Consider the following 25364-nt stretch of genomic DNA (forward strand, 5'->3'; position numbering starts at 1 on the left):
GGTCACCGCCCCACCGAGCGGGCCCGGACGGCGCCGGCCGGGTCCAGACCGGCGAGCGCGTCGAGCACCTGCTCGGCGGTGGGGGCCGCGAGGTCGTGGACCAGGCGGCCGTCGGCGAGCAGGACCACCCGGTCGGCGCGCGCGGCGGCCACCGGGTCGTGCGTCACCATGATCACGCTCTGGCCGAGGGTGTCGACGGCCTCCCGGAGCAGGCGGAGCACGTCCGCGCCGGCGCGGGAGTCGAGGTTGCCGGTCGGCTCGTCCGCGAAGATCACCCACGGCCGGGTGATCAGGGCACGGGCGATCGCGACCCGCTGCTGCTGGCCGCCGGAGAGTTCCGCGGGCCGGTGCCGCAGTCGGTCGGTGAGCCCCACGGCGGCCACCACCTGGCGTAGCCAGGCCGGGTCGGGACGCCGTCCGGCGATGGCCAGCGGCAGGACGATGTTCTGCTCGGCGGTCAGCGCGGGCAGCAGGTTGAACTTCTGGAAGACGAACCCGACGCGGTCGCGGCGCAGCAGGGTGAGTCGCCGGTCGTCGAGGCTGTCGAGGTCGACGTCACCGATGCGTACCGATCCGGCGCTGGGCCGGTCGAGCCCCGCCAGGCAGTGCAGCAGCGTGGACTTTCCCGAACCCGACGGACCCATGATGGCGGTGAACCGGCCGGCGGCGAAGTCCAGGTCGACGGCGTCGAGGGCGACGACCGCGGCCGGCCCGTCGCCGTACCGCTTGCTCAGGCCGCGGGCGCTGACGGCGGCACCGGCCGAGCCGGGCTGCTGGACACCGGCGGCGGTCGCGGGAGATGAGACGCGCAACGTGTTGCTCCCGATGGAGAGGGACGTTCTGACCTCTCCGACGCTATGGACCGGGCGGCCGGACCGGCTCCACCTGCGCGCTCGACCTCGGTACGCCCCGGGTCGCCCCTGACCAGGAGCACCCGTACGTCTCAGGTCGTACGGAGTCAGACGCCGGGTACGACCAGCCCGCTCTCGTACGCGTACACCACGGCCTGCACCCGGTCCCGGAGCTGGAGCTTGGCGAGGATCCGTCCGACGTGGGTCTTCACTGTCGCCTCCGCGACGTGCGCCTGGGCGGCGATCTCCGCATTGGACAGCCCCTGCGCCACCAGCAGCAGGATCTCCCGTTCCCGCTCGGTGAGTTGGGCCAGCCGCGGATCCCCGGTGGGGCCGGGGCCGAGCTGGTCGGCGAACCGGTCGAGCAGTCGCCGGGTGATCGACGGCGCGACCACCGAGTCGCCCTGGGCGACCACCCGGATCGCCGCGAGCAGTTCCTCCGGCGGCACGTTCTTGAGCAGGAAGCCACTCGCCCCGGCCCGGAGCGCGGCGAAGGCGTCCGCCTCGGTGTCGAAGGTGGTCAGCACGAGAACTCGGGGCGGGCCCGGGGGTCGTCCCGCACAGAGCCGCCGGGTCGCCTCGACGCCGTCCATGGTGGGCATCCGGATGTCCATCACCACGACGTCGGCCTCGACCCGGGCGAGCACCCGCAGCGCGTCCGCGCCGTCGATGGCCTCACCGACCACCTCGAGGTCGGGCTGCGAGTCGAGCACCATCCGGAAGCCGGCGCGCACCAGCGCCTGGTCGTCGACGATCACCACCCGGGTCGTCACGCCGCGATCACCTCCGTCGTCGCAGCGCTCGACGGTAGCGGCAGTCGCACCTCAAGCTGCCACCCCCCGGCCAGCCGGGCGCCGGCGGCGAGGCTGCCGTCGTACACCCCGACCCGCTCCCGCATGCCGATCAGGCCGTGCCCGCCGGAGGGCGTCGGGTTGGCCGCCGGCCGGCCCTGCCCGTCGTCGACCACCCGGACGACCACGTCGTCCGGGCCGTACTCGAGGGTCAGCTCCACCTCGGCCCCGACGCCGGCGTGCTTGAGCGCGTTGGTCAACGCCTCCTGCGCGACCCGGTAGACGGTGAGCTCCAGCCCGGGCGGCAGCGTCGCCGGCTCGCCGGTGACGGTCTGCCGGACGCGCAGGCCCGCGTCGCGGAACCGGTCGAGCAGGGCGGGCAGTTCGGCGAGAACGAGGCGCCGACGCTCCGGGTCGCCACCCACCGCCGCGTCGTCCGGTCCGGGCCCGGTCGTCGCCTCCGGGGCGCTCGGTTCCCGCAGCACGCCGACCAGCCGCCGCATCTCCTCCAGCGCCTGCCGGCCGGTGTCGGCGACCACCTTGACCGCCTGACGGGCGGCCTCCGGGTCACGGTCGATCATGAAACGGGCACCGTCGGCCTGAACGATCATGACGGCCATGCCGTGCGCCACCACGTCGTGCAGTTCCCGGGCGATCCGGGTCCGCTCGCCGGCGACCGCCGCACGGGCCTCGGCCTCCCGTTCCCGTTCGAGCGTCGCGGCTCGCTCCTCGAGGCTGAGCACGTAGAGCCGACGGGTACGCACGTTCAGCCCGACCAGCCAGACCGCCCCGGTGACCAGCCCGAGAACGATTGCGCTTACCCACCACCGCCCGCCGTTCTCGATCTGGAGTGCGGCGGGCACCGCACCGGCCAGGGCGCCGATCCCGGCGAGCACCCCGTCGCGGAGCCGGTCGGCGTACTTCACCACGCTGTAGAGCGCTACGAGTACCGCGATGTCGTACGGAAGCGGCCCCCACGCGCCGATCAACTGGACCAGCCCGAGCGCCCCGACGACCCCGGCCACGGTCACGGGGTGCGCACGGCGGAACAGCAGCGCGACCGCCATCCCCACGCCGACCAGGCTGGCCTTCCAGCCGGGCTGCGACGCCATGGCCACGAGACCGAACAACAGCACCAGCCCGACGACGAAGACGTCGAAGGCGACGCTGCGCAGCGGGCGGCGGAGGACTCTGCGGATCACGGTCACCCAGCGTACGCGCTGGGACGCTCGTCAACCGCCACCATCGTTGCCGCCTGCGGCCCCGTTCGCTGGTCATCCACGGGCCCTGCCGGGTGCCGCGGCGCTGCCGGTCAGCCGGCGAGGAGCTCGCGCATCCGGTCGATCTCCACGGTCTGTTCGGTGGCCACGGAGTTGGCGAACTCGTTCAACTGCTGGTCGGCTCCCACGGTGAGCAGGTTGGTGGCCATCTCGATGGCCCCCTCGTGGTGCTCGGTCATCATCTTCACGAAGAGCCTGTCGAACTCGGCGCCTCGGGCGGCGGCCAACTGCCGCATCGCCTCCGGCGTCTGCATGCCGCGCATGCTGCCATGGTCGTGACCGGCGACGTCGGCAGAGAGGCCGCGATTCTGCAGCCAGGCGCGCATCAACCCGATCTCCGGGTCCTGGGTGGCCCGGATCCGGTCGGCGATGGCCCGCACCGTCGGGTCGGCAGCCCGGTCGGGCGCGAGCCGGGACATCTCCAGCGCCTGCATGTGGTGCGGAATCATCATCCGGACGAACCAGACGTCCATCTCGTTGTGCGGCGTCGAGCCCGCGCCGCGGACCTCTCCGGCGCGCCGGGTGGCGGCCGGCTCTCCTGGCCGGCCGGGCACGATGACTGTCACCTCGCTCGGTCCGGGACTGCCCGGCGTCGCGCTGGCGGGAGCGGCGGCCGGTCGCGTGGACGCGGACCCCGAGCCATCGCGGGCGACGACGAAGACCACGGCTACCAGCGGCAGGGCGAGCGCCAATGTGACGGCCGCCAGGACCCGGGCACGCCGAACGGTCATGAGCCACTCCCTGAGATCGAGGTCACCGCGATGCTATCCACTCGGCAACGAACATCGATGTGACGTACATCACATCGACGTCCGTCACACGACTGTAAGGTGTCCACAGTCACCACTCCCGTGCGAAGGGTCTCGCCGATGATCAGAACCCCCAGGCCACGCTTACGACGACTGCAGGTCGTGAGCATCGCCGCGGCCGGCCTCCTCACCGCCAGTGTCCTCGTCGCCCCGCCGAGCAGCGCGCAGGTCGCGCCGCAGGCGGTCGAGGCGGCGCCGGCCGCGGGCACCAACACCATCCCCGGCGTCGACGAGATCGCCAGCAGCCCCAACCTGCGACTCGTCACCAACCTGCCCAAGGTGGCCCCGCTCGACGGCACCAACAGCGACCTCGCCTTCCAGGACAAGTACGCCTTCGCCGGCAACTACAACGGGTTCGTCATCTACGACATCTCCCGGCCGAGCTCACCACAGGTCGTGTCGCGGGTGCTCTGCCCGGGGTCCCAGAACGACGTCTCCGTCTACGGTGACCTGCTCTTCCTCTCCACCGACTCGTCCCGCAGCGACGACTCCTGCAACAGCACCGCGCAGGGCGCCGACGTGAAGGAGTCGTGGGAGGGCATCAAGATCTTCGACATCAAGGACAAGGCCAACCCGCGCTACATCAAGTCGGTGGAGACGGCCTGCGGCTCGCACACCCACACGCTGGTGCCGGGCAAGGACAAGAAGACGGTCTACCTGTACGTCTCGTCGTACAGCCCTCGGGCCACCTTCCCGGACTGCCAGCCGCCGCACGACTCGATCTCCATCATCAAGGTGCCGGTGAAGAAGCCCACCGAGGCGGCCGTGGCCGCCACGCCGAACCTCTTCCCGGACGGTGGTTTCGAGGGCAGCGAGAGCGGCTCCGCGACCACCGGCTGCCACGACATCACCGCCTACCCGTCGAAGGACCTGGCCGCCGGGGCGTGCATGGGTGACGGCATCCTGATGGACATCCGCGACCGGGAGGCCCCGCGGGTGATCAACCGGGTGCGCGACACCACCAACTTCGCCTTCTGGCACTCGGCCACGTTCAACAACTCGGGCACCAAGGTCGTCTTCACCGACGAGCTGGGTGGCGGCGGCGCGGCGACCTGCAACGAGGAGGTCGGCCCGAACCGGGGCGCGGACGCCATCTACGACATCACCGGTCGCGGTGACAGCCGCCAGATGGTCTTCCGCAGCTACTTCAAGATCCCGCGCACCAACGCCGACACCGAGAACTGCGTGGCGCACAACGGCTCGCTGATCCCGGTGCCGGGCAAGGACATCATGGTCCAGGCGTGGTACCAGGGCGGCATCTCGGTCTGGGAGTTCACCAACTCCGCCCAGCCGACGGAGATCGCCTTCTGGGAGCGGGGGCCGATCTCGAACGAGGAGATGATTGGCGGCGGTAGCTGGTCCGCGTACTACTACAACGGCTACATCTACTCCAACGACCTGTTCAAGGGCTTCGACGTCCTGAAGCTCAGCGACGCGCGCACCCAGCCGGCCGAGCGGGTCCGGTACAAGGAGCTCAACGTGCAGAGCCAGCCCAGCTTCCAGGGCGGGCGGTAGGCGCCGCACGGCGGCACCCGCCGACGCACACGCGAAAAGGGCCCGGTCCCCGGAGAGGGGGCCGGGCCCGGCCGCGTCCGGGGCGCACGGGTGCGCACACCGGTCCGGGCGGAAGAGCGGGGAACCCCTGGCGCGTCAGCGCATCGGCAGCTCGTAGCGCCGCTCGGCGCCGCCGGCGGTGACCAGCCGCACCTCGCCACTGCGCAAGCCGTACGTCACCGACCAGCGGGTGTGTGCCTGCCGGACGCCGGCCAGCACCCGGAACGCCGCCGCTGCGTCCACCACACCGTCGGCGTCGGTCATCGCCTGGGCGATCAGGTCGTACCGGCGGTCCGCACGGCGCTTCTGCTCCGCGACCCCGACCACCGGCACGTTGGTCAACGCCTGCCAACTGCCCTGGCCCCGCTCGACCCGCATCTGGCCGTCCACGAACTCGATCACCGCGGACGCGCCGGTGGCGTCGGCCAGCAGGTAGTGCAGCGCCGGCCCACCGGAGAAGTCGAGATTGTGTGCGGTGAAGACCGCGACCGCCTCGTCGACGGTGGCCGCCCGGTCGAGTACCAGGCGCAGGATGCGCACCGAGCCGACGGTCGGCTTGCCCGGCACGGGTTCGGCCCGCGCGGCGTCGTCGGCCGCCAGCCCCACCGCCAGGCCGCGCTCGTTCATCCCGTCGAAGGGCAGCAGCGGCGCGTTCAACAGCCGTCGGTCACCGGTCAGGTCGGGGCCGACCCCCAGGTAGGCCAGGTCCACGAGCGAGATCGACGCGTACCCCTGTGATGGATCGGTGCGCAGCACCATCGCCGGGTTGGGGTCCCAGTCGAAGTTGCGGGCGAACAGCGGCCGGCTCCGGTCGCCGGCCGCCACGAAGAGCGAGCAGCCGAACGGGCTCGCCGGCGCGGCGTCCGTGCCCACCGTGGCGTCGTAGGACCCGACGTAGGTCATCTCGTACAACGGCAAGTCGTCGACCCGGCGCAGGCTGGCCAGGGTCTGCTCCACCTGAGCCGCGTCCTGCCGCGACGCGGTGGGCGTGCCGGTGGGGCTGGGCGCGGATGTCGGGGTCTCCGACGGCGCCGAGCAGGCGGTGAGCACGAGCAGCAGGGCCAGGGTGGCGGCCGGTACAGTCCTCCGCATATCCACAGGACGCTATGCGTCGGGCGCCCGTCTGTCCATTGGCCGGACCGGCCGGACACCCCCGCCCACCAGTCAAATCGGGTCCGGCTGATCGGCAGGGTGCCCTTGGCGAGCGCACCGCCCTTCCCCACCGGCACCGACCGCCGGTGGCGCCCACACCCGCGGGACATGGTGGCGGGGTCACGTAGGCCCGGGACGTCGCGCGGGCCACCGGGCCGATTATCAGCACGAGCTTGATACCTGAGAGGCATATTGATGCCTCTCAGGTATCAAGCTCGTCGCGATGTTCGCCGCCCGCCGCCGGTCACTCCTCGGCGCGCTCGACGGCGAACATGTAGCAGCCGTACACGACGTTGCGGCTGTGCAGCTGGCGCACGGCCGGGTCGGCGAGCAGCTCGGCGATCACCGACTCCGGGTCACCGCCGGTGTGCCGCCGGCCGCCGTGGATGCGGCCCTGCCGGTCGTACGCCCGCAGGACCTGCTCCCGCCCTCGCCAGGCCGCGGGGTAGGAGTCGATCGACTCCGGCCCGGAGCAGGGCAGGGTGTGGACGAAGACCGGACCGATCTCCCGGTAGGCGCCGGCGGCGACCGGCGGCGCGTACCCGAAGAGCAGCAACTCCTCGCCCGGCGTGGCGTCGCGCAGGCAGCAGCGCAGCGGTTCCCCGCCGGCGGCCGTGGCGGCTTCGACCGGCCGGTCGGCGGCGTCACGACGGTTACGGCGCACGGTGTCGAGCAGGTCGGCGGAGATGGGGCGGACGACGAAGCCGATCAGGGTGGTCATGCGCCCAGCCTGGTCCGCTTCCGGCGGGAACGCTGGCGGCGATCGGACCTGGCGCTGCCGGTGCCGCGGCCGCGGTGTCCGCCGCGAGATCCCGTCAGCCGGTGAGCGGGGCCTCGTCGTCACCTCGGGTCCGCCGCGGGCCCACCAGCCGGCGCACCATCGGCGCCGCGTTCCACCTCGCCGCGCCCACCAGGTCCCGGGCGTGCTCCAGGACCGTGTAGTCCGGCCGCGCCAGACCGTCCGCGATCGCCTGGTCCAGGTCGTTGCCGCAGCGGCTCAACACGCTGTCGAAGTCCCGTCGTACCGGCTCCAGCAGCTGGTAGCCGAACGAACGGTACAGCCGGGCGAAGAAGGGCTTGTAGAGCCGCGCCCGCTCGTGCAGCCCCGACGAGTACGACATCGGGTTCTTCGGCCGCCGGAGCACGTACTCGGGCAGCACGCCGGCGAAGGCCCGCCGGACGATCCACTTCTCGCGCCCGTCGCGCAGCTTGAACTCCAGCGGCAGTCGCATGGCCAGCTCGACGACGCTCGGGTCGAAGAACGGCACCCGCGCCTCCACCCCGTGGCCCATGCTGGTCCGGTCGACCCGTTGCAGCTCGGTACGCCCGAGGTTGCGAATGCGATGGAGGAAGAGCCGGCGGGACGCCTCCGCCCCCACCTCGTGGTACATCGGATACCCGCCGAACAGCTCGTCCGAGCCGTCGCCGGTGAGCGCCACCTTCACGCCGAGCTGCCGCAGCCGCCGGAACAGCGGTACGGAGACCACCGCGTTGATGATGTCGCCGTACTCGGTCAGCTCGGAGATCCGGATCGCCTCCCGGATGTCGGCCAGCCGGATGTCGCGCGGGCGCAGCTCCACCACCTCGTGCGGCACACCGAGGTCGGCCGCGAGCCGCCGCGCGTACGCCACGTCGGGGCTGCCCGGCGCACCGATCGTGATCGCCACGCAGTCCTGGTGCAGCTCCCGAACCTCGTGCAGCACCAGCGAGCTGTCCAGCCCGCCGGAGAGCACCACCCCCACGGTGAGGTCGGTGTCCACCCGGACCCGGATGCTGTCCCGCAACGCGGCACGGACGAGCAGGGCGGCCTCGTCCGGGTCGTCGATCACGGGAAGTCCCGCGCCGAGGGCGGGCAGGTCCACGTACGGACGCAGGCGGACATGGCCGTCGGCGTCCGCCCAGCCGTGATGCCCGGGCGGCACCTCGCTGACCGGCATGCCGTACCCGACCAACGCCTTGACCTCGGAGGCCACGTGCAGGCAGCCGGGCTCGCGGGCCCAGTACAGCGGCTTCACACCGAGCGGATCGCGGGCCAGGAACGCGCGTCCGGTGGCCCGTTCCACCACGGCGAAGGCGTACTCGCCGCGCAGCCGGTGGACGGCCTCGGGACCCCAGTACTCGAAGGCGGCCAGCACCACCTCGGTGTCGCTGTCGCCCCGGAAGTCGTGGCCGAGCCGGCTCAGCTCCGTTCGCAACTCCCAGTGGTTGAAGACCTCGCCGTTGTAGCAGAGCAGCCAGCGTTCGTCCGCGGACGTCCACGGCTGCACCGCCCGACCGCGGTCCACCACGCGCAGCCGGCGGGTGCCGGCGAGCAGCCCGGACTCGTAGCGGGCCTCGGTCACCTCGCCGCGCGGGGCGAGCACGGCGAGCATCCGGCGGAAGAACGTCGGGTCGGCGTCCGGGCCGATGCTCAGGGCGATGCCGCACATCGGCTCAGAGGCCCATCTCGACTTCGTACGCCCGGCGCAGCCGCCGCCCGGCCGCCGGCGCGAGGCACACGTGCCAGGCCTGCCCCTCGTCGATCACGTTGATCTCGCCGGCCTGCTGGCGCTCGAGCAGCAGGGCGGCCAGGGTGTCTCGTACGCCGTATCGGGCGAACCAGGTCATCTCCACGTCCATGGCGTAGCCGACGCAGTGCCCGCTGGGCAGCATGGCGGCGTACCCGAGGCGGCGCAGCCGGTGCTGGTGCTCGACGCTGCGGGTGAGTGAGGTGACCCAGAGTGGCGGGGTGCCGGGTGGGGTGGCCGCCGCGAACTCCCGGGCGAGGTCGTTGAGCAGCGCCACGACCTCTCGGCGGGCGCGCCGGGCGAGCAGACCGGCGGTGCGCGGGCTGGCGTCGGGGCGCAACCGCCGCCGTACCGCCTGCCATCCGCGGCCCACCACGTTGGCCGGCTGTTCCCGGTAGCGGAAGCCGAGCAGGTCACGGCGGCGCAGCCACTCCAGGTCGACCAGGTCGGTGCTGCCCTGAACCTGGTCGTCGGTGAGGAAGGTGGGGGTGTCCCGCCACCACATGATGTCGATGCGGGAGAGCAGGTAGATCCGCACCAGCGCGGTCAGGTCCTGTGCGGAGCTGCGCGTGTTGGGTTGGTAGCGGGCCATCTCCAGCAGCAGCGTCTCGCGGGCACCGAGGAATCCCTGCGGGGTCGCGTCGAGGACCGCGGCGAGGGCCGGTTCGCGCAGCCGGTCGTCGATGAGCACCTGTCGGGCGGCGACGCTCGGCGCGTCGGCGAGCGCGCCGACCTCCACCAACAGGTCGGCGACGGCCTCCCGGTAGGCGGCGAGATCCGGTTCGGTGACCGGCACCGGTCCGGGCCGGCTGGGGAGGCGGCGGGCGGGGGCGGTGGAGGCGGCGGTCGGACCGGACCGCCCCCCGGGGCTGCGGCTGGGCACTCGCATGGTCGGTCCTCTCTGCGGTCACGACACCTGGGTCGCTCGCCCTGCACAGACACGGTAACCAGTCGGATCGGGAGAAGGCCGAACATTCCTCCTATCACCCGCGAAGGGCGACGGTTCGGGAAAGCACGGCACGCCCCGCCAGGAGCAGGCAGGGCGGGCCGGGCGAGGCACGAACCGGTCAACCGCCGCGGGGAGTGCCACGGCACGGCAGCCGAACGAGCATCAGGATGCCGGCATCCACCCCTCCGTCAGTGCCTGCACGCCGGCGTACGACGGCGGTTCGGGCGACCCGACCGGGGCGACCGAGGCGCGATCGGCGGCGACGCCCACCCGCCCCGCCGTGAGGGCGTCCACGCAGGCCAACGCGGCACCGAGCGCGGCCCGGAACGGCAGTGATCCGGTGCTCACCCGGGCCACCCCGAGCCTCGCCAGCTCGTCGACCTCCAGGAGACCCGGGCGGTACAGCACGTTCAGCGGGGCGCCGGCCTCGGCGACGAGGACACGGATCGTGTGCTCGTCCGGGGCGCCCGGCGCGAAGATCCCGTCGGCCCCCGCCGCCCGGTACGCCCGCACCCGCCGCACCGCGTCGCCCAGCGGATCGGGCACGCCCAGCCACCACGCGTCGGTGCGGGCGTTGACGAACAGCTCCGGCACGGCGGACTTGACCGCGGCCACCTTGTCCGCGGTCACCGCCGGTGGGGCGAGCGAACCGTCCGGGCGGCCGTCCTCCAGGTTGAGGCCGACCACGCCGAGCCCGGCCAGCTCGACGGCGAGGGCGGCGACGTCCGCCGGGTCGTCGCTGAAGCCCGCCTCCACGTCGACGGTGAGCAGCACCGGGAGCCGGCGCAGCCGCCGGGCCAGCAACAGCGTCTCGGCCCGGGTCGCCGCGGCGCCGTCCGGCAGGCCGGCCGCGGCGGCGACGCCGAGGCTGGTGGTGCCGACGGCCGGGTACGACCGGGTCGCGAACATCGCCGCCGAGGCATGGTCCCAGGCGTTGGGCAGCAACAGCGGGCGGCCGGGCCGATGCAGCGAACGGAAGGCGGCGCAGCGGTCGGCGTACCGGTCGGTGCCGTCGGACGGTGTCGTCATAGCGGGATCACCTCGAGTCGGGTCGGCACCCGCAGCAGCGGGTGGGGTTCGTACGCCGGCACGCCGGGCGCGAGCCGGCACCGCTCACGCAGCACGTCCAGCACTCCGGTGGCGAGCGCCAGCGCGTGCCGCTGCCCGGGGCAGCCGCGGGGGCCGGCGCCGAACGTCAGTGCGGGTGTGGGGCGGCCGGGGGTGAAGGAGTCGGGCTCGGGGAAGACCTCCGGATCCCGGTTCGCCGAATCGAAGCGCAGCAGCAGCGGGGTGCCCGCCGGCACGTCGACACCGCCGATGTGAACGGCCCCGGTGGTGGTGCGGCGGGTGCCGCGTACCGGCGGGTCCAGCCGGAGCACCTCGTGGAGCAGTTCTTCGGTGTCGCCGGCCGGACGACCGAACCCGGTCACCTCGCCGGCGGCGGGAGGCAGATCGGCGGCCGGGGGCAGGAGGTGGCGGGCACCGGCCCCGATCAGCCCGGCCGTGGCGTCGCAGGCCTGGACCAGCAGGCCGAGCCGGTTGGCGAGCGCCTCGGGCGGGGCGGGCGGGGCGAGCGCCACCAGTACCGTCACCGCCCCGTCGGCCCGCCAGGCCGCGGCCGCGTCCGCGCCGGCCTGGTAGGCGGCGGCGATCGTGGCCACCGCGTCGACGGCGGTCGCCGCATCGGCCAGCCCGAGTCGCCCGGCGAGCACCCCCACCGGTACGCGCCGGGCGAGGGCGGACGCCACGTCCAGCCGGCCGCCGGCCCGGTCCAGGGCGTCGGCGGTTCGCCGGGCCGCCTCGGCGCGCAGCTCGTCCGGGTCGAGCGGGGCCAGCGCCGCGAGGCCGGCGGCCCGCCGGGCGGGATGGTCCTGCGGGGCGCTGAAGCGGCTCACCAGGCCACGGAACCAGTCGAGCGTGTAGGGCGCGCCGGGGCGGGCGGCCGGTACGTGGCAGGCCGGGGCGGCGAGGGCGGCACGCACGTCCGCGTACCGGGTCAGCGTGCAACCGGTCCGCGGGTCCACGGTGGGTGGACCGCAGGGTGGAGTGCCGGGGATCGGAGCGATGCGGGGGCGGGTGAGTGTCACCCGACGAACGCTAGGGCCGGGACCTTGCGGCCGGCGCCGAAGTGTCGACGCGGCACCCCGAGATCAAAGGGGACCGGGTCGATCAACCGCCGGACGGCCGGCGTGCGCCCGGGCGCCGGACTCCGGCGTCGACCAGGGATGAGCGCCAGGTCAGGCGCGTCCCCCGCCGGTGACGGCCTCCACCGGCGGGGTGAGGTCGGCCGCGTCCAGGCCGAGGACGGCGGCGAGCGCCGGGCCTCCGGACGGGGTGAGGCGGACGGCCCGGCCGGCGCCCCGGGTGAGCCAACCCAGGTCGAGCAGGTGGGCGCAGAGGGCCGCGCCGAGGGCTCCGGACAGGTGCGGGCGCCGCTCGGTCCAGTCCAGACAGTCGCGCAGCAACGGCCGGCGTGCGGCGCGCAGCGGCGCGAGGGGCAGCCCCAGCTCGGCGCACCAGCGCTCCCCAGCCGTGGTGAGGGTCAGTCCGGCCGACCGGTCCAGCAGTCCCCGGTGCAGCAGCGCGTCGTGCACCACCACGCCGAGGCGTCCGGCGAGATGGTCGTAACAGGTCCGGGCGTACGCGAGCGCGGCACCGGCCCGGGCCGCCCGCAGCGACCGGTCCGGAACCGGCGGCGCGGTGACCCTTCCGGCCAGGTCCTCGACGAGCTGGGCCACGCTCGCGTCGGCGAGCCGCAGGTAGCGGTGCCGCCCCTGCCGTTCCTGCGCCAGCAGCCCGCCCTCGACGAGGCGGCTGAGGTGGTCGCTCGCGGTGGACGGGGCGACGCCGGCGGCCCGAGCCAGCTCCCCCGCCGTCCAGGCCCGACCGTCGAGCAACGCCAGGCAGATCCGGGCCCGGGTGGTGTCGGCCAGCAGCGCGGCGAACCGTGCGAGGCCCGGGGCCCAGGCGGTGGTCGGGTGCATCCGCCCATGCTGGCACGGGGACGGTTCGGTCTTCGCCGACCGGTCTTTACAACGTTGTACGCCGCGCGGTAGGAAGGGACGCGGCTCGCACCGACAACCACTGCACGCAAGGCAGGTCTGATGGGACAACCACGTCGCGGTGGCGCACTCGCCGCCGTACTCGGTCTGGTGCTGACGGTCTCGGCCGCCGCGCCGGCCGCCGCCGAAGCCCGCACAACCCCCCACTACCGCAACCCGATCTCCGTCGACGTGGGCGACACCTTCGCCGACCCGGTCGTCGTCCGCGGTGACGACGGCTACTGGTACGCCTACGGCACCACCGACCCGCTGCGCGAGGCCGAGAAGCAGCCGCACCGGGTACCCACCGCCCGCTCCGCCGACCTGGTCGACTGGACGTACGCCGGCGACGCCTTCGGGCCCGACCAGCGCCCGCCCTACGCGGCGCCCGGCGCGGCCTTCTGGGCCCCGGACGTACGCCGCATCGGCGACCGGTACGTCATGTACGTGACGGTCACCGACACCACCGTCTCCCCCGAGGGCAGCGACTACGCCATCGGCGCGGCCACCGCGCCCACCCCGACCGGCCCGTGGACGTTCGCCGACCAACCGGTGGTCGCACCACGGCCGGGCGGCGGCGGTGGCTGGCTGTGGACGATCGACCCGAGCCAGTTCACCGACGTCGACGGCAGGAACTACCTCTACTACGGCAGCTACTACGGTGGCGTCTCGGTCACCGAACTCACCCCCGACGGGCTGCACGCGACAGGTTCCCCCACCCTGGTCGCCGTCGACAACAAGTTCGAGGGCAGCTACGTACTGCGCCACGACGGCTGGTACTACCTCTTCGCCTCCACCGCGAACTGCTGCGCCGGCCCGGCCACCGGTTACTCGGTGCAGGTCGGGCGCGCCCGCAGCCCGCGCGGACCGTTCCTGGACCGCGACGGCATCGCGCTGACCGCGTCCCGCACGGGTGGCACCCCGGTGCTCACGCAGAACGGCAACCGCTGGATCGGCACCGGACACAACGGATTCCTCACCGACCTGTCGGGGCAGGACTGGATCGTCTACCACGCCATCGACCGGGCCGACCCGTACCTGGACGAGCCGTTCGGCGTCAACGAGCGGCCGATGCTCATCGACCGGCTCGACTGGATCGACGGCTGGCCGACCGTGAACGCCGGCGCCGGCCCGTCCGACGGCGAGCGCCCCGCCCCGGTGACGACCGGTCCGCTCGACGAGCGTTTCGACACCACCGGGCTGGCGCGCTGGCGGCGCGTCGCCGGCGACTGGCAGGTCGACGACGGCCGGCTCACCGGCAGCGGCGCGATGACGAGCCGTACCACCGTGGGCGGCGACCTGCGGGCGGAGGCCGACCTGCGGCTGACCGGCGCGGCCTCCGCCGGGATCACCCTCGCCGACCGGGTCGAGGTACGCGTCGACGCGACCGCTGGTCGGCTGGTGGCTCGGGACGGCAGCCGTACGGCCGGCGCCGCGCTGCCCGCCGGGTTCACCCCGGCCGATCGGCACAACCTGTCCGTCGAGGTACGCGGCCGCCAACTCGTCGCCGAGCTGAGCCCGGCCCGCCTCGGCGACCAGCTCGCCGTGGTCGAGCTGAGGCTGGACCGCCCGGTTTCCGGACGGATCGGGCTCGGGGCGATCGGAGGTGCCGCCGAGTTCGACAACGTGAGCGCCGTCCGGCTGTACCGACCGGCGCGGGCTGCCACGACGCCGGGGGCCGGGCGGATCCTGCCGTCGTACTCCGACGACTTCACCGACGGCCTCGGCCCGGCCTGGAGCTGGGTGCGCCCGGACCCCGCGGCGACGGTGGCCGGTGGAGCGCTGCGCTGGCCGGTGCAGTCCGCCGACTTCAGCGGCACCGCCAACACGGCCGGGGTGCTCCTGCGCGACGCGCCCGCCGGTGACTACGTGGCCGAGACGAAGGTGACCCTCGACCTCGGCGAGGAGAGCGTCCGCAACTACCAGCAGGCCGGCCTGGTGGCGTACGTCGACGACGACCGGTTCGCCCGGCTGGCCCAGGTGGCGATCTGGAACACCCGGCAGGTGGAGTACGGCTACGAGCTGCCCTTCGCCGGCCAGCCGGTGTACGGCGGCACCATCGTCGGCACCCCGGCCACCACCACCTGGCTGCGGCTGGCACACCACGTCGACCCGACGACCGGCGAGCACGAGTTCCGGGCCGCCTCCAGCCGGGACGGGCAACACTGGACGTGGGGTGGGGTGTGGACCTTCCCGGCCGACACCACCCCCCGGATCGGGCTGGTGGCACACGGCGGCGCCACGCCGGCGGTCACCGCCGAATTCGACTACCTGCGCTTCTACCGCTGACGGTGTGCTGACCGGGGCCGCTGGTGACGGCCCCGGTCAGCGTCCGGCACCGAGTGGCCCGGCCGTACGGGTGGCCCCGTCGTAGCTGCGTGCCGCGACGAGCTCCCCGATCGGGCGGTCACCGCCGATCACCGCCCGGGCCCGGCGGCGGTCGGCGTCGCGGAAGCGCAGCGCCAGGCTCAGGTGTGGAACCCACCGCCCGGGCAGGTGCCAGGGGTGTGGTCCGGGCGCGGCGGCGAGCACGTCCCAGACCGCCCCGTGCAGGGCGAGCAGCTCCGGCGTGGGCCGGATCAGCCACACCAGCGGGGCGCTGCCGTCGAGCACCGCCACCCGGTCGACCCGCGCGCGGACGGGCAGCGCCGCGTCGAACAGATCGGTGAGGCGTTCCTCGGCACCGGGCGGGAACTCGTCCACCGCCGCGAGGGTCAGGTGGGGACGGTTCGTGGGGTGGATGTTGCGGGCCAGGCTGGGCAGGCCGGTCTCGGCCAGCCGCTGCCACGCGGCCCGCACCGTGGCGTCCAACTCAGCCGAGCAGAGCAGTTCGACCGTACGCACCCACCCACGCTAGTCGTCCACGAAGGCGGTCGGGAAACCCGCTCAGAGCCAGCCGTTCTCCCGCGCCGTCCGGATCGCCTCCGCCCGGTCGGCCGCGCCGAGCTTCTGCACCGCCGCCGCGAGGTAGTTCCGCACGGTGCCGGCGGACAGGTGCGCCCGCCGGGCGACCACCGCGACCGGGGCGCCCAGCTCGGCCAGCCGTAGCGTCTCCAGCTCCCGAGGAGTCAGTGGACAGTCGGGCAGGGTCAGCGCGTCCGCGGCCAGTACCGGGTCGACGTACCGTCCGCCGGCGTGTACCCGGCGGATCACGTCGGCGAGCGCCCCGCCGGGTGCGCCCTTGGCCAGGAAGCCGCGAGCGCCGACGGTCAGCGCCTGACGTAGGTGCGCGGGGCGGCCGTGCCCGGTGAGCAGGACCACCGCGCACCCGGGCAGCGTCCGGGACAGCTCGGCGGCGACCTGGATGCCGGTCAGCCCCGGCATCTCCAGGTCGACCACCGCCACGTCCGGCCGGTGCGCCAGCGCCGTCGTCACCGCCGACGGCCCGTCGGCCGCCTCCGCCACCACCTCGACGTCGGGCTCGAGCGCGAGCAGCGCGGCCAGCGCCGCCCGGATCAGATCCTCGTCGTCGGCGAGCAGGACGCGGATCATGATCCGACCGGAAGGGTGGCTTCGAGGGTGAACACGTTCTCCTCCCGCCGGACGCGCAGCCGCCCGCCGGCCTCGGCGAGCCGGTCGGTGAGTCCGCGCAGGCCGTTGCTGTGCTGGTCCGGCCCGCGACTCGCGGCACCGTCGTTGGCGACCGTCAAGCGGGCGACGTCGCCGTCACGGACGATGTCGATCCGGCACCAGCCGGCCCGGCTGTGCCGCAGCACGTTCGTGCCTGCCTCCCGCAGCACCGCCGCCAGGTCGCTCGCCGCCCCCGCTGGCAGGTCGGCGGGTGGGGGCACGGTCGTGCACCGTACGCCGCAGGAGCGCAGCACGCCCGCCACCGCGGCGAGCTGGTCGGCCAGGTCGACGGCCCGGTAGCCGTACACGGTCGCGCGGACCTCGGCCAGCGCCGAAGTCGCCAGCCGCTGCACCTCGGTGGCCTCCCGGCCGGCCCGCTCGGCATCCACCTCGGCGAGGCGGGCGGCCAGCTCCGCCTTCAACGCGATCACCGTGAGGTTGTGCCCCAGCACGTCGTGCACGTCACGGGCGAGACGGAGCCGCTCCTCGGCGGCGGCCAGCCGGCCCTGCGCCAGCTGCCCCTCCCGCGCCTCGACGAGCAGATCCCAGAACCAGACCTGGAGCCAGTTGACCGCAGCCGTGCCCGCGCCGACTCCGCCGGTCACCAAGAGGAACCGGGAGACCTGTCCGCCGCTCCAGAGCCCCACCCCGGCCGACACGCCGAGGGTCGCCGCGGCCACGGCGGCCACGACCGGCGGTCGTACGAGCAGAGGTGCCATGCCGAGCAGCGAGGCGCCCAGCCACGCCCAGGTCGGCCACGCGCCCGCGGCGACCGGACCGACCAGCGGGACGGTCAGCAGCGCCACCGCAGCCAGTCCTGACTGGGACCGACGGCGCCACCGCTGCGACAGCCAGGGGGTCACCGCCGCGTAGAGCACTGCGGCCTGGCCGGCGGCGAAGCCGACCACACCCAACGCGCCGAGCGCGGCGCGTACGACGTCGGGCTCCCGGGCCACACCGACCAGCGGCAGCAGCAGGCTCACCCAGACCCCGGTCGCCAGCGAGACGAGGGTGGCGGTGCGTGCACGACGCAGCCGCCGGTCCGCCCGGGATCCCGCCTCCTCCTGTGTCACGGACCCGATCGTAGGGCCGTCGCCGCACCATCCGCCCCTGCGAGATGTCACGAATGGACCGTGCACATCGCACGGAGAACCCGTGACATCCGGGCCTGCCCGCCCGGTCGCCTTCGCGGGCAGGGTCGACGGCATGACGGACACCCTGCTCCACCAGCCGACCACCGCGACCGGCCCGCGCCGGACGGGCGGCGTCGCCCACCTGCTGCGGCACCTCGGCGAGATGCTCCTCGCGATGATCGCCGGGATGCTGCTGCTCGACCCGGTGTGGTCGCTCGTCGCCGATCCGCCGGGGCTCACCGCCGCGCTCGACCGTCCGGACGTCGCCGCGCTGGTGATGGCCACGAACATGACCATCGGCATGACCGTGTGGATGCGGCACCGGCGACACTCCGTGGCGGCCTGCGCCGAGATGGCGGCCGCCATGTACGTCCCGTTCCTGGTGCTGCTGGCCCCCTACTGGGCGGGCCTGCTCGGCGGCGACGCGATGCTGCTCGGCGGCCACCTGCTGATGCTGCCGGCCATGGTGCTCGTGGCGCTGCGGCACCGGCACCACCGGCCCGCGTCCGCACCTCGGCGGGCGCGGCTGGTGGCCACGCTGGTCCGCCGCTGGCCGACCGCGCTAGCCCTGCTGATGACGATCGACCTCTGGGTCTCACCGGCGGTGCCCGGCCCCTGGACGCTGCTCGTGCTGCCCGCCGGGTATCTGATCATCGGCGGGTACCGTCGCCGGCTGCGCGGGCCGGGCGTGCTGGCCCGGCAAGTCGCCGGCCTGGCCGTCTGGTCGGCGCTGGCGCTGCTCGCGGCGGTGGCCGGCGGACGGAGCGCCGCGTGGCTGGTCGCCCTGGGCTGGCTCGGCCACGCGGTCTGGGACGTCGTGCACCACCGCCGCCACGAGGTCGTGCCCCGTGGCTACGCCGAATGGTGCGGGGTGCTCGACACGGTCGTCGGCGTCACGATCATCCTGGCGCTGCTGACCGCCTGACCCCGATGTCGCCACCCCCGGCCGCCGCCCGATCAAGAGGACGGCGGCACCCGCTCCGGACCCGCACTACTTGATCATCTGGGCGGTCCGGAACCATCTGCGGCGGATAGGTGCCGGTCGGCGAGGCGGGCGCGAGGCGGTGATGAAAGGCTTGGCACATGAGTTCGGCACAGATCCACCCCACCGACCCGGGCGACACCGAGGCGAACGGCTTCGCGGACCTGGGGCTCCGCCCCGAGTTGCTGGGCGCGCTCACCGCCCTCGGCTACGAGGAGCCCACCCCGATCCAGCGGGAGGCGATTCCCCCGCTGCTGGCCGGCCGGGACCTGCTCGGCCAGGCGGCCACCGGCACCGGCAAGACCGCGGCCTTCGCGCTGCCCCTGTTGCAGCGGATGCCGGCGCACCGGGACAGCGGCGACCCGGTGGCGCTGGTGCTGGTACCGACCCGGGAACTGGCGGTGCAGGTCTCCGAGGCCTTCCACCGCTACGGCCGGGAACTCGGCACCCGCGTGCTGCCGATCTACGGCGGGCAGCCGATCGGCCGGCAGTTGCGTGCCCTGGACGCGGGCGTCGACGTGGTGGTGGCCACCCCGGGTCGCGCGCTGGACCACATCGCCCGGGAGACGCTGCGGCTGGGCGGGATAGCCACCGTGGTGCTGGACGAGGCCGACGAGATGCTCGACATGGGCTTCGCCGAGGACATCGAGGCGATCCTGGAGCACGCGCCGGAGCAGCGGCAGACGGTGCTCTTCTCGGCCACGATGCCGTCGCGCATCGACGGGATGGCCCGGCAGCACCTCACCGACCCGGTCCGGATCCTGATCCAGCGGGAGCAGCCGGTCGCCGGAGAGGCGCCGCGGGTGCGGCAGAGCGCGTACCTGGTCGCCCGGGCGCACAAGCCGGCGGCGCTGGGCCGGGTGCTGGACGTGGAGTCACCGACCGCCGCGATCGTGTTCTGTCGCAGCCGGGAGGAGGTGGACCGGCTCACCGAGACGATGAACGGCCGGGGCTACCGGGCCGAGGCGCTGCACGGCGGGATGAGCCAGGAGCAGCGCGACCGGGTGATGGGGCGGCTGCGCTCCGGCACGGCCGATCTGCTGGTCGCCACCGACGTCGCCGCGCGCGGCCTGGACGTCGAGCAGCTCACCCACGTGGTCAACTACGACGTGCCGTCGGCTCCCGAGTCGTACGTGCACCGGATCGGGCGGGTGGGCCGGGCCGGCCGGGAGGGGGTGGCGATCACCCTGGCCGAGCCCCGGGAGCACCGGATGCTCAAGACCATCGAGCGGGTAACCGGCCAACGGATCTCCATCGACACCATCCCGACGGTGGCGGATCTGCGTACCCGGCGTCTGGAGCTGACCCAGGCGGCGCTGCGGGAGAGCCTGCTCGATGACGACCTGGAGCCGTTCCGGGTGATCGTGGAGTCGCTCACCGACGAGTTCGACCTGATGGAGGTCGCCCTCGCCGCGGTGCGGCTGGCGCACGAGGCGACGTCGCCGGGCGCGGACGACGAGGAGGAGATTCCGCAGGTGTCGCTGCGCGGCCCACGCGAGGGGGCGCGGGGCGAGCGGCGCGGCGCCGGCGGCCGGCCCCGTGCGGGCGGCACCACGCAGGTCTTCGTCGGGCTCGGCCGGCGTGCCGGGGTACGGCCCCAGGACCTGGTCGGCGCGATCACCGGCGAGACCGGGATCAGCGGCCGGGACATCGGCTCGATCGAGATCGCGGACCGGTTCTCGCTGGTGGAGGTGCCGCACGCCGTCGCCGACGAGGTGATCGCGGGGCTGCGCGCCAGCACGATCAAGGGGCGCAAGGCGACCGTACGCCGAGACCGTGACGGCGACGACCGGGACCGCCGGGAGCGGGCGTACGCGGGGGATCGCCGCGAACGGCCGTACGGCGGTGACCGCCGTGAGCGGCCGTACGGGGGCGACCGCCGTGAGCGGCGGGACCGCGACGGCGACCGCCGTGAGCGTCCCTGACCACCGTCCCGGTCGTCAGATGCCAGAAGGGCCCCCTGCCGTCCCGTTCGGGGATACGGCAGGGGGCCCTTCGGTGACGCGTCAGGCCGTGGCGAGCGCCGGACCGTCCAGCGACTCCGTGTCGATCTCAGCCGGGCGCAGCGCCAGGGCGAGCACGTCGGCGACATCGGAGAGGGTGTGGATGGTCAGCGCCTCACGGACCTCGGTGGGCAGGTCGTCCAGGTCCGGCTCGTTGCGCTTCGGGATGATCACTTCGGTCAGGCCCGCCCGGTGCGCGGCGAGCAGCTTCTGCTTGACCCCGCCGATGGGCAGCACCCGCCCGGAGAGGGTCACCTCACCGGTCATCCCGAACTCGGGCCGGACCGGCCGGCCGGTCACCAGCGAGGCCAGCGCGGTGACCATCGTGATGCCGGCGCTGGGCCCGTCCTTGGGCACCGCGCCCGCCGGGAAGTGCACGTGGATCCGGCGCCCGGCCAGCGCGTTCGGGTCGATGCCGAGGCGCCGACCGTTGGACCGCAGGTAGGACAGCGCGATGTGGGCCGACTCCTTCATCACGTCGCCGAGCTGGCCGGTCAGGGTCAGCCCCGGCTCGCCCTCCATGCTTGTCGCCTCGATGAAGAGCACATCCCCACCGGCGCCGGTGACGGCGAGGCCGGTGGCCACGCCGGGCACCGCGGTGCGCTCCGCCGACTCCGGGGTGAACTTCGGCCGGCCCAGGTAGCGGGCCAGGTTGCCGGTGTCCACGTGGACCGGCGTCGGGTCGGTGGCCAGGGCCACCGCCACCTTGCGCAGGATCTTGGCGAGCGCACGCTCGAGCTGCCGGACACCGGCCTCCCGGGTGTACTCCCCCGCGATCTGGGCGAGCGCCTCGTCGGCGACTGTCACCTCGTCGGCGGTCAACCCGGCCCGCTCCCGCTGCCGGGGCAGCAGGTGGTCCCGGGCGATGGCCACCTTCTCGTCCTCCGTGTAGCCGTCCAGGGTGACCAGCTCCATCCGGTCCAGCAGCGGGCCGGGGATGGTCTCCACCACGTTCGCGGTGGCCAGGAAGAGCACGTCGGACAGGTCGAGGTCGACCTCCAGGTAGTGGTCCCGGAAGGTGTGGTTCTGCGCCGGGTCCAGCACCTCCAGCAGCGCGGCGGCCGGGTCACCGGCGTATCCGGCGGCCAGCTTGTCCACCTCGTCGAGGAGCACGACCGGGTTCATCGAGCCCGCCTCGCGCAGGGCACGGACGATACGGCCGGGCAGCGCGCCGACGTAGGTGCGCCGGTGGCCGCGGATCTCCGCCTCGTCCCGGACGCCACCGAGGGACACCCGGACGAAGTTGCGGCCGAGCGCCCGGGCGACCGACTCGCCGAGGCTGGTCTTGCCGACACCGGGAGGTCCGGCCAGGGCGAGCACCGCGCCGGAGCCGCGTCCGCCGACCACGCCGAGGTTGCGCTCGGCACGCCGGTTACGCACCGCCAGGTACTCCAGGATGCGGTCCTTGACGTCCGGCAGGCCGGAGTGGTCGGCGTCGAGCACCGCACGCGCCGCGGCCAGGTCCGTGTTGTCGGTGGTACGCGTGTTCCACGGCATCTCGAGGACCGTGTCCAGCCAGGTACGGATCCACCCCGCCTCCGGGGAGGCGTCGCTGGCTCGCTCGAGCTTGCCGACCTCGCGCAGTGCCGCCTCGCGCACCTTCTCGGGCAGGTCGGCGGCCTCGACACGGGTCCGGTAGTCGGCCGAGCCGTCCGGCTCGTCCTCACCGAGTTCCTTGCGGATCGCGGCGAGCTGCTGGCGCAGCAGGAACTCCCGCTGCGACTTCTCGAGCCCCTCCCGCACGTCGTTGTTGATCTGCTCGGTGACCTCCTGCTCGGCCAGGTGCTCCTTCACCCAGCCGACGAGCAGCTCCAGCCGGGCGGTGACGTCCGGGGCGGCGAGCAGTTCGTTCTTCTGCTCCAGGCTCAGCCACGGCGCGTAGCCGGCGGAGTCGGCGAGCTCGGAGAGATCGGTCATCCGCTCGATCGCGTCGATGACCTGCCAGGCCCCACGCTGCTGGAGCAGCGACGACACCAGCGCGCGGTACTCGCGGGCGAGTTCGCGGGCCCGGCCGGCGGGGGTGGGTTCGGAGAGCTCGGTGGCCTCGACCCAGAGCGCGGCCCCCGGTCCGGGTACGCCGGAGCCGATGCGGGCGCGCGACACACCACGGATCACGGCGGCGGGCTCCCCGCTGGGCAGCCGGCCGACCTTCTCGATGGTGGCCACGACGCCGACGGGACCGTACTCGCCGTCGATACGGGGTACGGCCAGCAGCGTCTGGTCGCCGCTGGCGCGGGCCGCGTCGACCGCGGCCTGAGTGGTCGGGTCGAGGGTCACCGGGATGACCATGCCGGGCAGCAGCACGGCATCGGTCAGAGGAAGTACCGGAAGAGTTGCCATCGAACACCTGCCATCGCATTGAGTTGAGCGTGTCTGACTCAAGTCACGAGGCGTTCGCTTTCTTCCGGGGTGTGAGCCAGGCCACTGCCGCTGTCGTCGCCGGGCACCGGCAGCAGCAGTTCCCGCAGCAGCCGGCCGCCACCGGCGAGCACCACCGCGACCGGGATCGCGATGCTGGTCAGAGCCAGTGCGGCCACCGTCCAGGCGGGCAGCCCGGCGGTCACGGCACCGATGGTCAGCGCGCCGGAGACAGCCAGCTTCACGCGCGTGCGGGCGATCGGGACCAACGGATCCGACGACATCTTCGACACCTCTCTCCGGGTCCTCAGAGCAGGACCAGCAGCGCGGCGCCGACGGCTGCGGCCGGGATGGTGGTGATCACGGTGGCCAGCAGGGCGGAGTGCCGACGCAGCGCGGCGAGCGGGATCAGCGCGTCACCGTCCTGACTGAGCGCGTTGGCCACCAGGGTCGGCAGCGGCAGCCCGCCGCTGACGTAGAGACCGGTGAAGACGATCTGCACCGCACAGCCGGGAATCAACCCGATCCCGGCGCCGACCAGCACGCCCAGCAAGCCGGTCAGCGCGAGCTGGGACCCGTCGAAACCGGTGGTCGTGGTGAAGACCTGCCAGCCGACGTACGCCACGGCCACCCAGACGGTGATGAAGGACGCCTCGCGCGCGCTGTGTCGCAGCGTCGCTCGGAACGACCGCGGATGCGCCGTCTCGAGGGTGTCGTCGGCGAACCGCCCCCGGCCGGCCGCGAAGATCACCACCGCCGTGCACGTGCCGAGCACCCCGAGTGCCAGGTACGGGTCGATACCGCCGAACGCACGGGTCAGGGTGCCCGGATCCACCATCTGGAAGACCACCGGCACCGACACCGCGAAGGCGGGCGTGGTCAGTCCCCAGAACGCCTTGGCGGCCGGCACCCGGGGCAGCAGCCCGCCGAGCAGCCGGCGGGACGCGCCGGGATCCGGCCCGCCGGCGGCCACCAGCCCGGCCGGCGCGGCGGGCGCGGCGACGCGGGCCGCCTCCGCCGCGACACTCCGACCGCGACGCGCCGGATCGATGCCGAGCGCGTCCACGACGTACCCGGTGGCCAGCCCCACCGCGAAGAGCAGCAGGTGGATCTTGAGCGCGAAGAGCGGGTTCCAGGCGATCACGACCCAGGAGGAGTCCCCCATGGTCGCGGTAAGCGCGGCGATGACGGTGCCGAAGGAGACCTTCCCACGGGCGTACAGCGGCATCAGGATGATCGCCCCACCGCAGCCGGGGCTGACACCGAGCAGCGCCCCGACCAGCGGCCCGAGCCGGGGATGCTTGGTGAGCCCGTCGGTGGCCCGGTCGCCGTAGCGCCAGCGCAGCCAGCCGAAGAGTGCCACCATGACGGCGACGTAGACGCCCACCTGCATGAACGCGTCCGCGAGCGGACGAAGCACCAGCTCGGTCACGCCACACCTCCTTCAGGACGGGCGCCGCTGGGCCGCCCGCCAGTGCGCGGCCGGCGCGGCGACATCAGGTGAACTTGCTCTTGACCTTGGTGGCGACCTCGCCGACCATGCCCGGGTTGGTGCCGTACAGACGCGGGTCACCGGGCGGCAGCACCGGCTCCGGCGCGTGCGCCCGCGGGCTGTCGTCGTACCGGAACTGGCCCTTGCCGTCCGGTGCGGGCCCGGACGCCCAGCGCCCCTGCGAGGCGTCGGTGCCGGGCGAGAAGTCCAGGTAGGTGTAGCCGAACTGCTCGGTCAACTCGGACGAGTCGGGGAAGGCGTCCGGCACCGGCATCTCCTCCAGGCCGTCCTCCATGAGCTGCTCGATCGCGGCCATCCACATGTTCTGGTGCATGGTGTCCCGGGCCAGCAGAAAGCGGAGCATCTGCTTGACCCCCGGATCGTCGGTCATGTTGAACAACCGGGCCACCTGCAGCCGGCCCTGGGCCTCCGCGGTGACGTTGAGGTAGAAGTCGGCCAGCAGGTTGCCGCTGGCCGTGATGTACGAGCCGTTCCAGGGCACCCCGACGCTGTCCACCGGCAACGCCCCGCCGCCACCGTGGATGAGGTGCGCCGGGTTGGAGCCGCCGTAGATCGCCCCCACCATCGGGTTCTGCTCGGCCGCTTCCTGCAGGGACAGGGGCGCGTTCTCGAGCAGCCGGGTGATCATTGTGGCGATCATCTCGACGTGACCCATCTCCTCGGTGCCGACGTCGAGGAAGAGGTCCTTGTACTTGCCGGGCAGGCGGCAGTTCCAGCCCTGGTAGAGGTACTGGTTGGCGACGGTCATCTCGCCCCACTTGCCGCCCAGGATCTCCTGCAGCCGGCGGGCGAACGCGGCGTCCGGACCGTCCGGCTTCGCCTCGAACTGCAGGTCCTTCAGGTGCGTGAACAAGGGTCCTCCTCGGTACCG

General features: G+C 73.5%; 21 protein-coding genes and 1 pseudogene. 4 read left to right on the top strand and 18 right to left on the bottom strand.

Annotation, left to right across the window (positions count from 1 at the left end; genetic code table 11):
• Positions 1-2 precede the first annotated feature (2 nt).
• The 4 genes from BXA10_RS21570 to BXA10_RS21585 all read right to left on the bottom strand — a co-directional run bounded on the left by BXA10_RS21570 (position 3) and on the right by BXA10_RS21585 (position 3653).
• Positions 3-812 carry an ABC transporter ATP-binding protein gene (locus BXA10_RS21570; RefSeq protein WP_076472629.1) on the bottom strand — a complete coding sequence of 270 codons (810 nt, stop codon included), beginning with the start codon at positions 810-812 and terminating at the stop codon, positions 3-5.
• A gap of 146 nt (positions 813-958) precedes the next feature.
• The gene (locus tag BXA10_RS21575) at positions 959-1624 is read right to left on the bottom strand and encodes a response regulator (RefSeq protein WP_076472630.1); all 666 of its coding nucleotides are present in this window, start codon (positions 1622-1624) and stop codon (positions 959-961) included.
• On the bottom strand, positions 1621-2850 hold the full coding sequence (locus tag BXA10_RS21580; RefSeq protein WP_076472631.1) for a sensor histidine kinase: 1230 nt from the start codon (positions 2848-2850) through the stop codon (positions 1621-1623). Before BXA10_RS21580 ends, BXA10_RS21575 begins: the two co-directional genes overlap by 4 nt.
• Positions 2851-2954: 104 nt before the next feature.
• Entirely contained in the window at positions 2955-3653 is a 699-nt protein-coding gene (locus tag BXA10_RS21585; RefSeq protein ID WP_076472632.1) for a DUF305 domain-containing protein, read from the bottom strand.
• 138 nt (positions 3654-3791) lie between these two features.
• Here BXA10_RS21585 and BXA10_RS21590 point away from each other — a divergent pair, with 138 nt between their 5' ends.
• Positions 3792-5246, top strand: coding sequence for an LVIVD repeat-containing protein (locus BXA10_RS21590; RefSeq protein WP_076472633.1), 1455 nt, complete (start codon positions 3792-3794; stop codon positions 5244-5246).
• Positions 5247-5381: 135 nt separating this feature from the next.
• Here the strand turns inward: BXA10_RS21590 and BXA10_RS21595 are convergent, their stop codons facing one another.
• From BXA10_RS21595 to BXA10_RS21625, 7 genes are all read right to left on the bottom strand, one after another.
• Positions 5382-6377 (bottom strand): carcinine hydrolase/isopenicillin-N N-acyltransferase family protein, encoded by a 996-nt coding sequence (locus BXA10_RS21595; RefSeq protein WP_076472634.1) that lies wholly within the window; start codon positions 6375-6377, stop codon positions 5382-5384.
• 304 nt (positions 6378-6681) lie between these two features.
• Positions 6682-7158 (bottom strand): DUF1203 domain-containing protein, encoded by a 477-nt coding sequence (locus BXA10_RS21600; RefSeq protein ID WP_076472635.1) that lies wholly within the window; start codon positions 7156-7158, stop codon positions 6682-6684.
• Positions 7159-7252: 94 nt separating this feature from the next.
• Positions 7253-8866: an asparagine synthetase B family protein gene (locus BXA10_RS21605; protein ID WP_076472636.1), complete on the bottom strand. Its 1614-nt coding sequence runs from the start codon at positions 8864-8866 to the stop codon at positions 7253-7255.
• A gap of 4 nt (positions 8867-8870) precedes the next feature.
• On the bottom strand, positions 8871-9833 hold the full coding sequence (locus tag BXA10_RS21610) for a DUF5715 family protein (protein ID WP_076472637.1): 963 nt from the start codon (positions 9831-9833) through the stop codon (positions 8871-8873).
• Positions 9834-10055: 222 nt separating this feature from the next.
• Positions 10056-10922, bottom strand: coding sequence for an isocitrate lyase/PEP mutase family protein (locus tag BXA10_RS21615; RefSeq protein ID WP_076472638.1), 867 nt, complete (start codon positions 10920-10922; stop codon positions 10056-10058).
• Positions 10919-11980 (bottom strand): cytochrome P450, encoded by a 1062-nt coding sequence (locus BXA10_RS21620; RefSeq protein ID WP_245828341.1) that lies wholly within the window; start codon positions 11978-11980, stop codon positions 10919-10921. Before BXA10_RS21620 ends, BXA10_RS21615 begins: the two co-directional genes overlap by 4 nt.
• 150 nt (positions 11981-12130) lie before the next feature.
• On the bottom strand, positions 12131-12877 hold the full coding sequence (locus tag BXA10_RS21625) for an ArsR/SmtB family transcription factor (RefSeq protein WP_076472639.1): 747 nt from the start codon (positions 12875-12877) through the stop codon (positions 12131-12133).
• 120 nt (positions 12878-12997) lie between these two features.
• On the opposite strand from BXA10_RS21625, the gene BXA10_RS21630 reads away from it, so the two are divergent.
• On the top strand, positions 12998-15223 hold the full coding sequence (locus tag BXA10_RS21630; RefSeq protein WP_076472640.1) for a glycoside hydrolase family 43 protein: 2226 nt from the start codon (positions 12998-13000) through the stop codon (positions 15221-15223).
• Positions 15224-15259: 36 nt separating this feature from the next.
• On the opposite strand, the gene BXA10_RS21635 is transcribed toward BXA10_RS21630, so the two are convergent.
• Genes BXA10_RS21635 through BXA10_RS21645 form a run of 3 tightly spaced genes read right to left on the bottom strand, consistent with a single transcriptional unit; the run spans position 15260 to position 17577 of the window.
• Positions 15260-15778 carry a 2'-5' RNA ligase family protein gene (locus BXA10_RS21635; protein WP_076472641.1) on the bottom strand — a complete coding sequence of 173 codons (519 nt, stop codon included), beginning with the start codon at positions 15776-15778 and terminating at the stop codon, positions 15260-15262.
• A 42-nt stretch (positions 15779-15820) separates the two neighbouring features.
• Positions 15821-16426: a response regulator transcription factor gene (locus BXA10_RS21640; RefSeq protein WP_076472642.1), complete on the bottom strand. Its 606-nt coding sequence runs from the start codon at positions 16424-16426 to the stop codon at positions 15821-15823.
• Positions 16423-17577 (bottom strand): sensor histidine kinase, encoded by a 1155-nt coding sequence (locus BXA10_RS21645; RefSeq protein ID WP_076472643.1) that lies wholly within the window; start codon positions 17575-17577, stop codon positions 16423-16425. The genes BXA10_RS21640 and BXA10_RS21645 overlap by 4 nt, the downstream gene beginning before the upstream one ends.
• Positions 17578-17710: 133 nt before the next feature.
• Between BXA10_RS21645 and BXA10_RS21650 the strand changes: the two genes are divergently transcribed.
• Both BXA10_RS21650 and BXA10_RS21655 read left to right on the top strand, forming a co-directional pair.
• Positions 17711-18562: a hypothetical protein gene (locus BXA10_RS21650; protein ID WP_076472644.1), complete on the top strand. Its 852-nt coding sequence runs from the start codon at positions 17711-17713 to the stop codon at positions 18560-18562.
• Positions 18563-18720: 158 nt separating this feature from the next.
• Positions 18721-20427 (top strand): annotated as a pseudogene (locus tag BXA10_RS21655) (DEAD/DEAH box helicase); the annotation flags it as partial.
• A gap of 198 nt (positions 20428-20625) precedes the next feature.
• On the opposite strand, the gene lon reads toward BXA10_RS21655, so the two are convergent.
• The 4 genes from lon to BXA10_RS21675 form a co-directional block, all read right to left on the bottom strand.
• Positions 20626-22962 carry an endopeptidase La gene (lon, locus tag BXA10_RS21660; RefSeq protein ID WP_076472645.1) on the bottom strand — a complete coding sequence of 779 codons (2337 nt, stop codon included), beginning with the start codon at positions 22960-22962 and terminating at the stop codon, positions 20626-20628.
• Between the two features lie 38 nt (positions 22963-23000).
• Entirely contained in the window at positions 23001-23264 is a 264-nt protein-coding gene (locus tag BXA10_RS21665) for a hypothetical protein (protein WP_139338077.1), read from the bottom strand.
• Positions 23265-23287: 23 nt separating this feature from the next.
• Positions 23288-24412: a putative manganese transporter gene (locus BXA10_RS21670; protein WP_076472647.1), complete on the bottom strand. Its 1125-nt coding sequence runs from the start codon at positions 24410-24412 to the stop codon at positions 23288-23290.
• A gap of 64 nt (positions 24413-24476) precedes the next feature.
• Entirely contained in the window at positions 24477-25346 is an 870-nt protein-coding gene (locus BXA10_RS21675; RefSeq protein WP_076472648.1) for a manganese catalase, read from the bottom strand.
• Positions 25347-25364 lie beyond the last annotated feature (18 nt).

The sequence above is a fragment of the Micromonospora avicenniae genome (assembly GCF_900156065.1).
GTDB lineage: Bacteria > Actinomycetota > Actinomycetes > Mycobacteriales > Micromonosporaceae > Micromonospora > Micromonospora avicenniae.